Consider the following 13,093-nt stretch of genomic DNA (forward strand, 5'->3'; position numbering starts at 1 on the left):
CCGGCGTCCCTCTTCTAGCGCCAAATGTCATTCCCGATCCGGAACTCCGCCTCTCCCCGAACTTTATTGGCCGGGATAATCCTTGCCTGCGGCATCGCCTTGCCTGCCGCTGCCGCCAGTTCATTTGACATTGCACTGGCCGATCAGTCAGATTTCCTGCCACGGCCAGGTGCCCGCGCGGTTGCGGATGAAGGCAACAACCCTTCCCCCATTCCAGCGCCCGGAGCACTTCCTCGCGCGGTGCCACGAGTATCGCCGGACAATGCGCCTGCCCCGGCTGCATCCTCCAAGCCCATGCCGGAAATCCACCGGGATTTCGACAAGCTGCCCGAACCCGTGCGGTTGACGCGTGAACGCATGCTGGAAGCAGCACGTTCCGGTGACATCGAGAAACTGCGACCGCTCCTTGGCGCCGAGGACAAGGCCACCCAACTCTCGCTCGAGGACCACGAGGAAGACGTTATCGATTTTCTCAAATCGCTCTCGGGTGACGAAGCGGGCCGTGAAGTTCTGGCTATCATCGTCGATCTGTTGGATACGGGCTATGTGCATCTGAATGCAGGCAAGGACGACGAGGTTTATGTCTGGCCCTATTTCTACGCCATGCCTCTCGACAAGCTGACGCCACCGCAGATCGTGGAGCTTTTCGAAATTGTCACAGCCGGTGATTTTGAGGATATGAAAAAGGCAGGCGGCTATATCTTCTACAGTATCGGCATCGGGCCGGACGGCAGCTGGCGCTTCTTCACGGCGGGCGAATAATCAGACGCCAAAACGTACGCGACTCGGCGGCTCCTTGTAGATGCGCTGCCAAACCCGGCGAAACTGCCGGGCAGAAGCAAAACCGGCCTGTGTCGCGACATTTTCGATATCAAGTCCGGAATGCAAAAGCATCTCGCGTGCGAGACTGATCTTGAGCCGATTGACATAGTCGGTCACTGTCATTCCGGCATATTCATTGAACAGGCGCGAGAAGTTGCGCGGGCTTGCCCCGCCTATATCCGCCAGTTTTTCCACCGACCATTCCGCCGCCGGATCGTGTGCGATGGCATCCTGTGCGCGATGCACGACCGGGTTCATATGGTTCCGTCCCTCGAGCCAAGGCGATAGCTGTGGGTCATTGCCGCTGCGCCGCAAATAAACGACCAGATAACGCGCAACCGCCAGCGCCGTGGCGTGATCGGTCAGTCCGGCAACAATGTGCAGCATCAGATCGATGCCTGCGGTGATGCCCGCGCTCGTCAGCCTTTCACCATCTTCAACGAAGAGCCTGTTTTCATGAACACGCGCGGCTGGGGCCAGCCGTTCAAGTTCGCCAAGCGTCAAATGGTGCGTGGTGCAGGAATAGCCGTCGAGTAATCCCGCGCGCGCTGCGAGCAGCGCACCGGAACAGATCGTCACCAGCCGCACACCGGGACGCACCGCCTGGCGAAGCCATAGAACGATTTCTTTTTCCAGAACGGCATCAGCAGATCGGTCGATCTCCGCATTTCCGAGCGGAATGTCAGCCGCACCCGAAACAATGACCAGTGCGTCATGTGGCAGGGCCTCCGGCAAAGGTTCCACCCCCGCCACCGGCAAGCCAATGGAGCTGAGCGCGGTTGGGGCAGGCCCAATATAATGAACCTCGAACCGCACCTTATGCTGTTCAAGATTTGCCTTGCGCAAAACCTCCAGCGGTCCCGCCACGTCGAGCAGAAGCACACGTGGCGGGATGACGACATAAACCGGAACTATCCGGGTAATGTCCGCATGGTCACTCATGCTGCCTTCCGCTCTCCCGGCGCAGCCAGCGCCTGTTCCACGGTTACAATACGGGCAAAACGATTGGCCAGAACAAGCTCGGTGCGAGCCTTGATATCGGCAGCGCTCCACTCGCGACCGCTTGCGTCCATCATGGGAAAGGTCAAGGTCGCTTCACTGACGAAATCGACATGATATCCAAAATCTGATGCCTGCCGCGTTGTCGTCTCGCAGCATTGCTCGGTGCGAATGCCGGAAACCAGCACGCGGCGGATACCGTTGGCAACTAGCCACACGTCAAGCCCGCTTCCAACCAGTGCGCTGTGACGACGTTTGCGGAAAACTGCATCGGGTTCAATCGACAGGGGCGAAATCGCCTTCACCAGACCCGACGCTTCCGAGAACGGGCCTTCACTCTCGACATGAAAAATCTGCACCACCGGAATACCGGCACGCTTGGCGCCATCGATCAGCGCCTGCTGGCGTTCAATATAGGCACCAACCTCTTCGTCCCGGTAGTAAGGCCGGTGGCGGAATGACTCCTGAGCGTCGATAACCAGCAAAGCTGTATCTTGAGCGGACATTTTTGTTCTCCCGATAAAAGACTATAGGGAGAGAGTACGCCTTGCAACCGGGATCAAAAGCCACCTGACGGACAATCAGGGGACAGATCACGCCAATATGTTACAAGCTCCGTATCTTAAAGAAGATCACCAAGCGGAGACGCATATTTCGCTGGCGTAAACTCGACGACATCATAGGTTGCCAGTCCGTGACGCCTGAAAGGGTCAAGCCTCAATATCGCGTCCAGTTCGCTCTTGCTGACCTTACCGCTTGCGAGGATCACGCCGCCGTCTCGTGGATTTTTCGGCCCGGAAGCCAGAAAAACGCCATCCGCATATTGCCGGTCCAGAAACTCCCGATGCGCTTCGAGGTGCCTCCCGATCTCCTCAAGAGGCTTGATGTAGGTCAGGTTGACAACGAACACGAGACGACCTTCAGCGATGCGGCAATGCTTCGAGGAATTCTACCGGCTCGCCCTTGTTGGCGTTCACGATTTCCGCTTCCCACATTACCTTGATGCCACGCACGAAAGTGCCAATCGGCCATCCTGTGACAGTCTTGCCGTGATAGGGCGTCCAGCCAGCCTTCGAACCCGCCTGCTCATGCGTGATCGTTTCGCGGCGCTTCATGTCCACGATGGTCAGATCGGCATCGTAGCCGACCGCGATACGACCCTTGCGGGCCATGCCGAAAATGCGGTTCGGGCCGTGGCTGGAAAGATCGACGAAGCGCTCCAGCGAAAGCCTTCCAGCATTAATATGGTCGAGCATGATCGGCACCAGCGTCTGCACGCCTGTCATGCCCGACGGGGAAGCCGGATAAGGCTTCTGCTTTTCCTCCAGCGTGTGCGGAGCGTGGTCGGAACCGAGCACATCGACGATACCCTGATCGATGCCCTTCCACACGCCGTCGCGGTGACGCTTGTCACGGACAGGCGGGTTCATCTGGATGAGGTTGCCGAGTGTCTTGTAATCGTCTGCCGACAAGGTGAGATGGTGCGGCGTTGCTTCGCAGGTCGCGACATCCTTATGATCTTTGAGGAAGTCGATTTCTTCGGCGGTGGAGATATGCAGCACGTGAATGCGTGCGCCGGTATCGCGGGCGATGCGCACAAGCCGTTCCGTGCACTGAAGTGCTGCAACTTCGTCGCGCCAGACCGGGTGGCTCGACGGATCGCCCTGCACGCGCAGGCCTTCGCGCTCCTTCAACCGGAACTCATCTTCTGAGTGAAAGGCCGCGCGACGGCGCGTATTCTTCAGGATCGAACGAACGCCATCATCGTCTTCAACAAGCAGATCACCGGTGGACGACCCCATGAAAACCTTGATCCCGGCAGCGCCCGGCAAGCGCTCCAGTTCGGCAACGTCGTTTGCATTGTCGCGCGTACCGCCAACCCAGAAAGCGAAATCGCAGTGCATGCGATGGCGGCCACGACGAATCTTGTCTTCCAGCGTCTCGGCGGAAGTGGTGAGCGGCTTGGTGTTCGGCATTTCGAAAACGGAGGTCACCCCACCCAGAACAGCGGCGAGTGAACCGGTCTCGAGATCTTCCTTGTGTTCAAGGCCGGGCTCGCGGAAATGGACCTGGCTATCCACCACGCCGGGCAGAATATGCAGGCCCGTGCAGTCGATCACCTCACCTGCCGTATGTGTGGAAAGAGAGCCTATGGCAGCGATGCGACCATTGCGAATACCGATGTCGCGTTGGCCTATACCGTCGTGATTGACGATGGTTGCACCCTTCAAAATCGTATCGAATGTTTCGGCCATAGTTGTCTCCTGCCAGATTGATAGGACTTGCGAGCCTTTCCATTGGGGCTTACGTAACGAGGGCGCGAAAGGCAAGGACGAAGCGATGACGACGGCAGTTGAAACGGTAAATCTTTCAAACAGGGCTTTGGTTCACATCACGGGCGACGACGCGGAAAAATTCCTGCAGGCCGTGATTACAACCGATCTCGACAAGCTTGGACCGGACGATTTGAAACCGGGAGCATTGCTCGCTCCGCAAGGAAAGATCTTGTTCGACTTTCTCATCTCACGCATTGATGGCGGCTTGCGTTTCGATCTCCCCGCAAGCATTGCCGCTGATTTTATCAAGCGTATCACCCTCTACAGGCTGCGCGCAAAAGCCGAAATAACGCAACTGCCAGAATCGCTTGTCAGTGTTTCCTGGCAAACTGAATCACATCCTTCACAGAGTGATTCAATCAAGCGCGACAGCCGCTTTCCAGACGAACTGAATGTTCACCGGATTTACGGTCCGGCCGATGGCACGACCGATAAAAGCGCGTGGACGAAGCTGCGGGCGGAACATGGCATAGCCGAAGGCGAAGCGGATTTCGCTTATAATGACGTCTTCCCGCATGACGTCAATTTCGACCAGACCGGCGGCGTTTCCTTCCCGAAAGGCTGTTTCATCGGGCAGGAAGTCGTGTCGCGCATGCAGCATCGCGGTACGGCTCGGCGGCGCGTTCTGGTGGCACACTCCGATGGAAATCTGCCTCCGATGGGTACGCCTATTACCGTTGATGGGCGCGAGATCGGCACGACAGGAAGCTCCGCTGACACTATCGGCATCGCGCTTGTGCGCATCGATCGCGCCAAGGATGCGATAGATGCGGGTAGTCCGATTCTGGCTGGCGAAACGCCCATAACACTCACCTTGCCGCCTCACGTGCGGTTCGGGTTTCCGGAAGCTGAAGCGGGTAACGCCTGATGGCAAGCGCCGACCGATCTTCCGGCAAGACACGTGCCTGGCAACGCATGTTGTCGGGACGCCGTCTCGACCTGCTTGACCCCTCGCCGCTCGATATTGAAATCGAAGATATTGCTCACGGCCTTGCCCGTGTTGCACGCTGGAACGGTCAGACTGTTGGTGAACATGCTTTTTCGGTCGCACAGCATTCGCTGCTCGTGGATCAGATATTCAACCGGCTGGTGCCCGATGCCAGCATCGAGTGGCAGCTGCTCTCGCTTCTGCACGACGCCCCGGAATATGTGATCGGCGACATGATCTCGCCCTTCAAGGCGGTAATGGGCGGCAATTACAAGATGATCGAAACGCGGTTGGAAAACGCCATTCACCTGCGCTTTTCGCTGCCGATAACTGTGCCTGCCCAACTCAAGACGCTGATCAAGCGTGCCGATCAGGTTGCAGCTTTTTTTGAGGCCACGCGACTTGCCGGGTTCACCGAGACCGAGGCAGTCAAATATTTCGGGCGTCCGCGCGGTTTCGATCCGGCAGGACTGGATATCGCACCGCGCCCCACACAAGACGTGCAGACGGATTTCCTCGCACGGTTTGCAGCATTGGAAAAAGCACGGCAGAACCGATGAGCCGGATCGTCGTGACACCCTTGTCGCAACTGGCAACACAACTCGCATTGCACCAGCCAAGCCATGTCGTGACGCTTGGAAGCGAAGTCCCGGCGGCTCTGCCCAATGGTTATGATGCCGTCCGTCTGTCGCTGACATTCAACGATATTATCGAATTGCGCGAAGGGTTGGTCGCCCCCGATGAAACCCATGTGCTGCGGCTTCTGGACTTCGCGAAGAGCTGGCCCATGGATGCGCCTTTGCTCATTCACTGTTATGCTGGTATTTCCCGTTCCACAGCTGCGGCTTATATCATCGCTTCGGCTTTAAACCTAGCGCTGGATGAAAGCGAGCTTGCCGGGATTGTTCGCAACCTGTCTCCATCGGCAACGCCGAATATCCGGCTTGTTGCGCTCGCAGACGAAATTTTGGGGCGACAGGGGCGAATGGTAGCAGCCATACGCGCAATCGGACGCGGAGCGGAGGCTTTCGAAGGCGAGGTTTTCAGCTTGCCTGTGAAAGCATGATCCCGAAAAGTGGGAACCGGTTTTCGGAAAAGATCATGCTTAAATGAATCTATGGGCTGATCGCTCGCCCGAGGGCGTTCAAAAACCCGCCACGCGCATCGGGCGGCGTGACGGCACGTGGCTCCCATACATGCCGCATCAGAAAATAGCCGGTCATCGTGAAGGCATGATCGATATCGTCATAGGACGTTGCGCGAACGGCAGTATTATTGACGAAGCCCGGCAGCAGCAGAAGCTTGTCAGCCCATGGTGCGCCCGCATCACGGCAGACCGCACGCCCCGATTTCGGCGACACATAGATCAGGTCTTCCTTGACGCCTGTTGCGGCACATTCCTTGAGATCAAGACCGAAGCCAAGTTCCTCAAGCATCATCACTTCAAAGCGCAATACCAGTTCGCCTGAGGCCAGCGGATCGTCAAAATGTTCGATGATAAGCCGCAATGTCTCGTAGAGGCCGCGATGCGGGTCGCGTTCGGGCAACAGGCGCAAATGGGAAGCCGCAAGCTGGATACCATATAACGCCACAGGTGTTTCGATGAGACGGGCGGCAGCAAATTCCAGCGGTTCGATGGTAAAGCTGCCCATATGCTCATCCAGCCGCGCCCACCATGTCACGTCCACATGGTTGCCCGGCTGCAGCAAAGGCTGCATGCGGCGGGAACGCCCGCCGCGCACCATACCCATATGGCGGCCATGCTCACGGGTCATCACTTCCACGATGGCGCTTGTCTCGCCATGGCGTCGTGTCCCGAGAATTATGCCTTCATCGCGCCATTCCATGGCCGCCAGCTTTATGAATTAGGTTGGAAAATCAAGGCCCATTTCGCGATAGCGTTCGGGGTCATTGCCCCAGTTCTCGCGCACTTTCACGAAAAGGAAGAGATGAACCGTCTGTTCCAGTATATCGGAGATTTCCTTGCGTGCTGATTGCCCGATTGCCTTGATCGTCTCACCCTTGTGGCCAAGCACGATCTTCTTCTGGCTTTCACGCTCCACATAGATCACCTGCTCAATGCGGACGGATCCATCCTTGCGCTCTTCCCAGCGTTCGGTTTCCACCGTGGACGAGTAAGGCAGCTCCTCATGCAGGCGCAGATAGAGCTTTTCGCGGGTGATTTCCGCTGCAAGCTGCCGCATCGGCATATCGGAAATCTGGTCTTCTGGATAATACCAAGGGCCGTTCGGCACATTCTCGGCGAGATATTTCGCGAGATCCTTGCAGCCCGATCCGTTCAGCGCCGAGATCATGAAAGTCTGGTCGAATGTGACCAGCTCATTGGCCTTGCGGGCAAGATCCAGCAAAACCGGCGGATCGACGCGGTCGACCTTGTTGAGCACCAGAACCTTCTTCTGTCGCACATCCTTCATGCTCGCAAGCAGCGCTTCGGCGTTCTCGTTCAGACCGCCTTGCGAATCGAGAAGAACGAGAATGATGTCGGCATCCTTCGCACCACCCCAGGCCGTCGTGACCATGGCGCGGTCGAGTCTGCGCTTCGGCCGGAAAATGCCGGGCGTGTCGACCAGAACGATCTGCGCCTGACCTTCGATGAATATGCCGCGCACAAGAGCGCGTGTCGTCTGCACCTTGTGCGTGACGATAGAAACCTTCGTTCCCACCAGCTGGTTGACCAGCGTCGATTTCCCCGCATTCGGCGCCCCGATCAGCGCCACGAAGCCGGACCGGGTCTGGCCTGCCTCGTTTTCGCCGTCAGCCGGCGTCGTCCGATTGTTCATTGTTTATCCTTCCAGACGATATTTCCTTGCAGAACGCCGCCGTCCCCTGCGCACGACATTCCCGGTACGACAAAACCGCCGATGAAAGCGACATATCGTATAAGACTAATTATAACCGATCTCGATTTAAAAAACGCCAATTCTTGCATCAAGCGGAATTGTCACGCTTCCAGACGCCTTCACGATAAAGCATCACTTCAGCGGCGTTTTGTTCGGCTATTCTTTTCGAACGCCCCTCGCCCGTTTCAGTGGCAAAACCCTTGACCGTAACCTCCACCGTAAACAGCGGATCATGGTCCGGGCCGGTACGGCTGATGATAGAGTATGAAGGATGGACATTGCCCTGCTGGTGCGCCCATTCCTGCAACTCGGTCTTGGCATCGCGGCGGGCGGCACCCGTTTGCAGTGACCGCTTTTCCCAGTAGCGCTTGACGAAAGGCCGTACAGCCTCCAGTCCGCCATCGAGATAGATCGTGGCGATCAGTGCCTCGACGACATCAGCGCGCACGTTCAAAAGGCGCTTGTCATTCAATGACTTGATATCTGAACCGGTATGAATGAGATCGGCGAGCCCGATCTCATCGGCAATCGCCGCACAGGTTTCCGCATTCACCAGCGCATTGAGCCGAACCGACAGTTCACCTTCGGAGGCATCGGGAAACTCGTCGAACAACATTTCCGCGACCGTCAGTCCCAGAACGCGGTCGCCGAGAAATTCGAGACGTTCATAATTTGCGCGCGATGGCGCCTGCACACTTGAGTGGGTGAGCGCACGATCCAGCCGTTTCAAATTGAGAAAACGGTGTCCGGTGCGCTCCTCCAGAATTGCTGCTGCCTGATTTGCCGAAGCCATTTCAGTTTCCGGTTACGGCTGTATGCGGCGCGGCATTGACTGAGCTGAACAGTCGGCCAAAGCGTACTTCGGTCGGCCATTTCCAGATTTCAAGCGGGCTTGCCTTGTCGGCAATGGAGAAGAAGATGATGTTTGCGCGACCGACCAGGTTCTCAAACGGCACATAGCCGACGCCGAAACGGCTATCGAGCGAGTTGTCGCGGTTGTCGCCCATCATGAAGTAATGACCGGCAGGAACCTCGAAGACGCGCGTATCGTCACCGATGGAATTCGGCGCGAGATCAAGTGTGTCATAGGTCACACCGTCTGGCAGGGTTTCGCGATAGACTTCGACGGGCCGGTTCACTTCCGTCACATCGGGATTGTCGATTGTGCCGACCCGGTCACGCTTGACCGCCTGATCGTTGATATAGAGCACGCCGCCGCGCATCTGCACGCGATCGCCCGGCAGGCCGATCACGCGCTTGATGTAATCGACGGAAGGATCACTCGGCAGTTTGAACACCACCACGTCACCGCGCTTCGGCTCCGCACTCCAGATGCGGCCTGAGAACAGATCCAGTCCAAACGGCAGCGAATAGCGCGAATAGCCATAGGCATATTTCGAAACAAACAGATAATCGCCCTCCAGAAGCGTGGGGCGCATGGAGCCCGACGGTATGCTGAAAGGCTGGAAAAGCAGGGTGCGGATGACCAGTGCCAGCAGCAGCGCCTGCACGATAACGCTGATGGTTTCGCCAAGGCCGCCGGATTTTTTTGTCTCACTCTTGCTGGACACGCTCATTGTATCTCCGCTTCCGATAACGCGATCTAATAACGACTATGAAAGCATGACGCAATCAGGCCGCCGGCAGAACGCCGGTTTATCGCACGATTATGAGCAGGAGTTTACCTGTCACAATCACAATTATTTCGTCTCAGGCAGGGCTTCGATGATAACGAACGCCTGTGCGAGAGGAAAATCATCGGTAATTGTCAGATGTATGGCGGCGCGCGTTCCTGCGGGCAGGAGTTTCTGCAACTGTTTCGCCGCACCGCCGGTCAAATGCATGGTGGGCTTTCCGGAAGGGGCATTGACCACGCCCATATCCCGCCAGAAAACGCCTTGGGCGATACCGGTTCCAAGCGCCTTCGCACAGGCTTCCTTCGCCGCGAAGCGCTTTGCATAAGATGCAGCACGCTGCTTGCGCCCGTCCGATTTTTTCTGCTCGATTTCGGTGAAGACCCGGTTGCGGAAACGGTCGCCATGCCGCTCAAGAGTACTTTCGACGCGGCGAATATCGATGAGGTCGCTACCTATACCGACAATCATACTTTCTGAAGCTCCTGCTCGCGGTGCAGGCGATGCTTTTCCGCAAGGCGTTCGATACGGCGACGACGGAAAGCCGAAACGGCAAACCGGGTAACGAAATAGACCACAACTGCGAATGCAGCGCCTAGAATCGTCGAGCCGAACAGCATCGGCTTCAAAAGCGGCGTCCAGATTTCATCGAAATGCATGGTTTCGAGCGCCCGGCCGAAATGGACCGGCGGAGCATTATCGATACTGCCATTCATGATGAAACGACCAAGCTCGAACGTGCTGCCCCAGATGAATGGCAAAGTCAGCGGATTGGCAAGGGTTGTGCCAAGCGCTGCGGCCGCAATATTTCCGGCAAGGAAATAAGCAAGCACGATTGCGATGATGAGATGGAAACCGAAGAAAGGCGTAAACGCCGAAAACACGCCGACGGCGAGACCCGCTGCGACGGCATGAGGCGAGGCAGTGATGCGCAGAATCCGCTTTCCACCGTACCGGAAGGAACGGGAGAAGGAGCGGCGCGGCCAGACCAGAAGCCTTAAACGCTCTTTTCTGGTCGGAGGATTACGGCGTTGAAACAGCATGCGCTTCTATTAATGCTCTCCCATCGCGGAGACAATTGTTATTATTCGGCCAAAACTGCGGCACTGTCGCTGCGTTCAAAAGGAACGGTGTCCAGCCTCGGCAAATAAAACCGCGGCGAAACACCAAGCATCCTGCGGAACATCGTCGTGAAAGCAGAAACGCTGTCATAACCCAGATCGAGTGCCACGCTCGTCACAGCCTCCCCTTCCGTAAGCCGGGGAACCGCAGCGAACAGACATGCCTGCTGGCGCCAGACTGAAAGGCTGACGCCGGTTTCCCGCTGGAAATGCCGGGTAAATGAACGCCGGCTCATTGCCATCCTGTCAGCCCAGTCATCAATTGTGGCGCGCGAAGAAGGCTTTTTCACGAATTCACGGCATAGTTTCTGCAAACGCGGATCGGACGGGAAAGGCAGGCCCAGAGAACGCTGCGGCAACGTATGAAGGTCACGCAGTATGAGCTCGATCACCAGCGCATCGCGACTATCCGGCTCCGGCGTGCTGTCCTGCGTAGTTGCGTCGATGATAAGGCATCGCATGAGATCGGTAAGCCCGACCACGTGGAGATAATCCGGCACGCCCGAAACGGCATCGACGCAGATATAGATCGACCGCATGTAGACTTCGCCGAGGATTTCGACCGAATGCTCCACACCTGCCGGTATCCACATGGCGTGGTCGCTCGGAATCATCCAGCGTCCGGCATCCGTCGTCACCAGAACCACGCCTTGCGAGGCACAGAGAAGCTGTGCCCGGCTGTGACAATGGCGCGGCACGAAATAGCCGTCTGGATAGCGTGTCGGCAGGGCAATCACCGGTCCACTCATGCCTTCCAGCATAGCGATACGTTGTTCGTGGAACTTCTGCAGTTCCTCGCTTCCCGGCAATAAAAGCCCCGGTGGAGACTTCGGTTTCATTGCAGTCCTGACCTCTGTTTTGGCCCACTCTCGAAACTATTGGACCAAAACACGAAAGCGGGCGAGAGGCAATAGTCCTATTAATGACTTGCTGAGAATGGGTCGCGACATTCGCTGGCGGAATGAATTTGACGTTTGAAGAGTGCAACTGCCTGTCCAGACGCCAAATTCGCAAATTTTCGCCAGTTTCTCATCAACAGCCCGCAATTTCCCTGAGTGTCCTATTTCCTGTAGTCAGATAATATCTGCAGGAAATGCGCCTGAAGACCGGCTTTCATCTTCGGAGTAGTAGTATGAGCATGAGTGCTGCACAGCAGCCATCAAACAGCGGCGCGGACAATACTGTCCTCGCCATCATTCTGGCCACAAGCATGGGCCATTTCCTGAACGACATGATGCAGTCGCTCCTTCCGGCCATCTATCCGATGCTGAAGGACAACTACAGCCTGTCATTCTGGCAGATCGGCCTTCTGACATTCACCTTCCAGATGACGGCATCGATCCTGCAGCCGCTCGTGGGTATCTATACCGACCGCAAGCCAATGCCTTATTCCCTGCCTTTTGGCATGGGGTGCACGCTCGTCGGACTCGTCTTTCTGGCGACAGCGCATCACTATTCGATCCTGCTTCTGGGTGCAGCCTTTGTTGGCTTCGGCTCGTCCGTCTTCCATCCGGAAGCCGCCCGTGTGGCACGCCTTGCCTCCGGCGGACGTCATGGTTTTGCGCAATCCCTGTTTCAGGTAGGCGGCAATTTCGGCTCGTCGATCGGCCCGCTTCTGGCAGCCTTCATCGTTCTGCCTTTCGGCCAGATCAGCGTGTCGTGGTTCTCTGTCGCCGCGCTCATCGGCATGATGCTGCTCTGGTATGTCAGCAACTGGTATAATCGCTACCGGATTGCCAATGCCAGCAAGGCGAAGCCCGACAAGACCCTTCCGCTTCCGCGCAACAAGGTTCTGGTGTCCGTTGGCGTTCTGGCGATGCTGGTTTTCACCAAGTACATCTACATGGCCAGCCTGACGAGCTACTACACCTTCTACACCATCAGCCATTTCGGCGTGACAGTGCAGGCATCGCAGCTTCTTCTATTCCTGTTCCTCGGTGCAGTAGCTGCGGGAACGATCATCGGTGGTCCGATCGGTGACAGGATCGGCGCGCGCAAGGTGATCTGGGCATCGATCCTCGGCGTCCTACCATTCACACTTGCCCTACCCTATGCAAACCTGGAAATGACGGCGATCCTGACGGTGATCATCGGCCTGATCCTCGCCTCGGCCTTCCCGGCAATCGTGGTGTTCGCTCAGGAGCTGCTGCCGGGACGTGTCGGCATGGTGTCGGGCCTGTTCTTCGGCTTCGCTTTCGGTATGGCCGGTATCGCTGCTGCTGTCCTCGGTATTGTGGCCGATAACAAGGGCATCGAGTATGTTTACAACATCTGCTCGTATCTGCCCCTGCTCGGCCTGCTGACGATTTTCCTGCCTAAGCTGGAAAAGAACCGTCAAGCCTAATCCATATGAAAAGCGCACAGCCCGAAAGCCATTTAAGCTTTCGGGCTG

At 57.0% G+C, this 13,093-nt stretch carries 16 protein-coding genes; 5 read left to right on the forward strand and 11 right to left on the reverse strand.

Going from position 1 to position 13,093, the window contains the following annotated elements; genetic code table 11:
- The first annotated feature begins 24 nt into the window (after positions 1–24).
- A complete protein-coding gene (locus MKS82_RS06015; protein ID WP_109987979.1) occupies positions 25–762 on the forward strand; it encodes a hypothetical protein in 738 nt (245 codons plus the stop codon).
- On the opposite strand, the gene MKS82_RS06020 is transcribed toward MKS82_RS06015, so the two are convergent.
- The 4 genes from MKS82_RS06020 to MKS82_RS06035 form a co-directional block, all read right to left on the reverse strand.
- On the reverse strand, positions 763–1,764 hold the full coding sequence (locus MKS82_RS06020; RefSeq protein WP_109987978.1) for a GlxA family transcriptional regulator: 1,002 nt from the start codon (positions 1,762–1,764) through the stop codon (positions 763–765).
- Positions 1,761–2,327, reverse strand: a complete 567-nt coding sequence (locus MKS82_RS06025) for an isochorismatase family protein (protein WP_109987977.1) — start codon at positions 2,325–2,327, stop codon at positions 1,761–1,763. The genes MKS82_RS06020 and MKS82_RS06025 overlap by 4 nt, the downstream gene beginning before the upstream one ends.
- 116 nt (positions 2,328–2,443) lie before the next feature.
- Positions 2,444–2,731, reverse strand: a complete 288-nt coding sequence (locus MKS82_RS06030; RefSeq protein ID WP_109987976.1) for a YciI family protein — start codon at positions 2,729–2,731, stop codon at positions 2,444–2,446.
- Between the two features lie 10 nt (positions 2,732–2,741).
- Positions 2,742–4,076, reverse strand: coding sequence for a dihydroorotase (locus MKS82_RS06035; RefSeq protein ID WP_109987975.1), 1,335 nt, complete (start codon positions 4,074–4,076; stop codon positions 2,742–2,744).
- A gap of 85 nt (positions 4,077–4,161) precedes the next feature.
- Here MKS82_RS06035 and ygfZ point away from each other — a divergent pair, with 85 nt between their 5' ends.
- Genes ygfZ through MKS82_RS06050 form a run of 3 tightly spaced genes read left to right on the forward strand, consistent with a single transcriptional unit; the run spans position 4,162 to position 6,151 of the window.
- A complete protein-coding gene (gene ygfZ, locus MKS82_RS06040; protein WP_240578492.1) occupies positions 4,162–5,025 on the forward strand; it encodes a CAF17-like 4Fe-4S cluster assembly/insertion protein YgfZ in 864 nt (287 codons plus the stop codon).
- On the forward strand, positions 5,025–5,645 hold the full coding sequence (locus MKS82_RS06045; RefSeq protein WP_109987974.1) for a YfbR-like 5'-deoxynucleotidase: 621 nt from the start codon (positions 5,025–5,027) through the stop codon (positions 5,643–5,645). The genes ygfZ and MKS82_RS06045 overlap by 1 nt, the downstream gene beginning before the upstream one ends.
- Entirely contained in the window at positions 5,642–6,151 is a 510-nt protein-coding gene (locus tag MKS82_RS06050) for a tyrosine phosphatase family protein (RefSeq protein ID WP_109987973.1), read from the forward strand. The genes MKS82_RS06045 and MKS82_RS06050 overlap by 4 nt, the downstream gene beginning before the upstream one ends.
- A gap of 49 nt (positions 6,152–6,200) precedes the next feature.
- On the opposite strand, the gene recO is transcribed toward MKS82_RS06050, so the two are convergent.
- From recO to MKS82_RS06085, 7 genes are all read right to left on the reverse strand, one after another.
- Positions 6,201–6,932 (reverse strand): DNA repair protein RecO, encoded by a 732-nt coding sequence (gene recO / locus MKS82_RS06055; RefSeq protein WP_109987972.1) that lies wholly within the window; start codon positions 6,930–6,932, stop codon positions 6,201–6,203.
- Between the two features lie 18 nt (positions 6,933–6,950).
- Positions 6,951–7,886: a GTPase Era gene (era, locus tag MKS82_RS06060; protein WP_109987971.1), complete on the reverse strand. Its 936-nt coding sequence runs from the start codon at positions 7,884–7,886 to the stop codon at positions 6,951–6,953.
- Between the two features lie 148 nt (positions 7,887–8,034).
- A complete protein-coding gene (gene rnc / locus MKS82_RS06065) occupies positions 8,035–8,739 on the reverse strand; it encodes a ribonuclease III (protein ID WP_109987970.1) in 705 nt (234 codons plus the stop codon).
- Between the two features lies 1 nt (position 8,740).
- Positions 8,741–9,523: a signal peptidase I gene (gene lepB / locus MKS82_RS06070; RefSeq protein ID WP_109987969.1), complete on the reverse strand. Its 783-nt coding sequence runs from the start codon at positions 9,521–9,523 to the stop codon at positions 8,741–8,743.
- Between the two features lie 123 nt (positions 9,524–9,646).
- A complete protein-coding gene (acpS, locus tag MKS82_RS06075) occupies positions 9,647–10,051 on the reverse strand; it encodes a holo-ACP synthase (protein ID WP_109987968.1) in 405 nt (134 codons plus the stop codon).
- Positions 10,048–10,623 carry a type IV secretion system effector BspA gene (bspA, locus tag MKS82_RS06080; RefSeq protein WP_109987967.1) on the reverse strand — a complete coding sequence of 192 codons (576 nt, stop codon included), beginning with the start codon at positions 10,621–10,623 and terminating at the stop codon, positions 10,048–10,050. Before bspA ends, acpS begins: the two co-directional genes overlap by 4 nt.
- Before the next feature lie 41 nt (positions 10,624–10,664).
- The gene (locus MKS82_RS06085) at positions 10,665–11,510 is read right to left on the reverse strand and encodes an AraC family transcriptional regulator (RefSeq protein WP_176037564.1); all 846 of its coding nucleotides are present in this window, start codon (positions 11,508–11,510) and stop codon (positions 10,665–10,667) included.
- A 323-nt stretch (positions 11,511–11,833) separates the two neighbouring features.
- Between MKS82_RS06085 and MKS82_RS06090 the strand changes: the two genes are divergently transcribed.
- On the forward strand, positions 11,834–13,045 hold the full coding sequence (locus MKS82_RS06090) for an MFS transporter (protein WP_109987965.1): 1,212 nt from the start codon (positions 11,834–11,836) through the stop codon (positions 13,043–13,045).
- The last annotated feature ends 48 nt before the right edge of the window (positions 13,046–13,093 follow it).

The sequence above is a fragment of the Ochrobactrum sp. A-1 genome, assembly GCF_022488005.1.
GTDB lineage: Bacteria > Pseudomonadota > Alphaproteobacteria > Rhizobiales > Rhizobiaceae > Brucella.

Excerpts from the sequence above, each read along its gene's own strand:
- MKS82_RS06050 (WP_109987973.1), top strand. The coding sequence starts at position 5,642 with ATGAGCCGGATCGTCGTGACACCCTTGTCGCAACTGGCAACACAACTC.
- MKS82_RS06035 (WP_109987975.1), bottom strand. The coding sequence starts at position 4,076 with ATGGCCGAAACATTCGATACGATTTTGAAGGGTGCAACCATCGTCAAT.
- lepB (WP_109987969.1), bottom strand. The coding sequence starts at position 9,523 with ATGAGCGTGTCCAGCAAGAGTGAGACAAAAAAATCCGGCGGCCTTGGC.
- MKS82_RS06025 (WP_109987977.1), bottom strand. The coding sequence starts at position 2,327 with ATGTCCGCTCAAGATACAGCTTTGCTGGTTATCGACGCTCAGGAGTCA.
- MKS82_RS06090 (WP_109987965.1), top strand. The coding sequence starts at position 11,834 with ATGAGCATGAGTGCTGCACAGCAGCCATCAAACAGCGGCGCGGACAAT.
- acpS (WP_109987968.1), bottom strand. The coding sequence starts at position 10,051 with ATGATTGTCGGTATAGGTAGCGACCTCATCGATATTCGCCGCGTCGAA.
- MKS82_RS06015 (WP_109987979.1), top strand. The coding sequence starts at position 25 with ATGTCATTCCCGATCCGGAACTCCGCCTCTCCCCGAACTTTATTGGCC.
- ygfZ (WP_240578492.1), top strand. The coding sequence starts at position 4,162 with ATGACGACGGCAGTTGAAACGGTAAATCTTTCAAACAGGGCTTTGGTT.
- rnc (WP_109987970.1), bottom strand. The coding sequence starts at position 8,739 with ATGGCTTCGGCAAATCAGGCAGCAGCAATTCTGGAGGAGCGCACCGGA.
- MKS82_RS06020 (WP_109987978.1), bottom strand. The coding sequence starts at position 1,764 with ATGAGTGACCATGCGGACATTACCCGGATAGTTCCGGTTTATGTCGTC.
- bspA (WP_109987967.1), bottom strand. The coding sequence starts at position 10,623 with ATGCTGTTTCAACGCCGTAATCCTCCGACCAGAAAAGAGCGTTTAAGG.
- recO (WP_109987972.1), bottom strand. The coding sequence starts at position 6,932 with ATGGAATGGCGCGATGAAGGCATAATTCTCGGGACACGACGCCATGGC.
- era (WP_109987971.1), bottom strand. The coding sequence starts at position 7,886 with ATGAACAATCGGACGACGCCGGCTGACGGCGAAAACGAGGCAGGCCAG.
- MKS82_RS06045 (WP_109987974.1), top strand. The coding sequence starts at position 5,025 with ATGGCAAGCGCCGACCGATCTTCCGGCAAGACACGTGCCTGGCAACGC.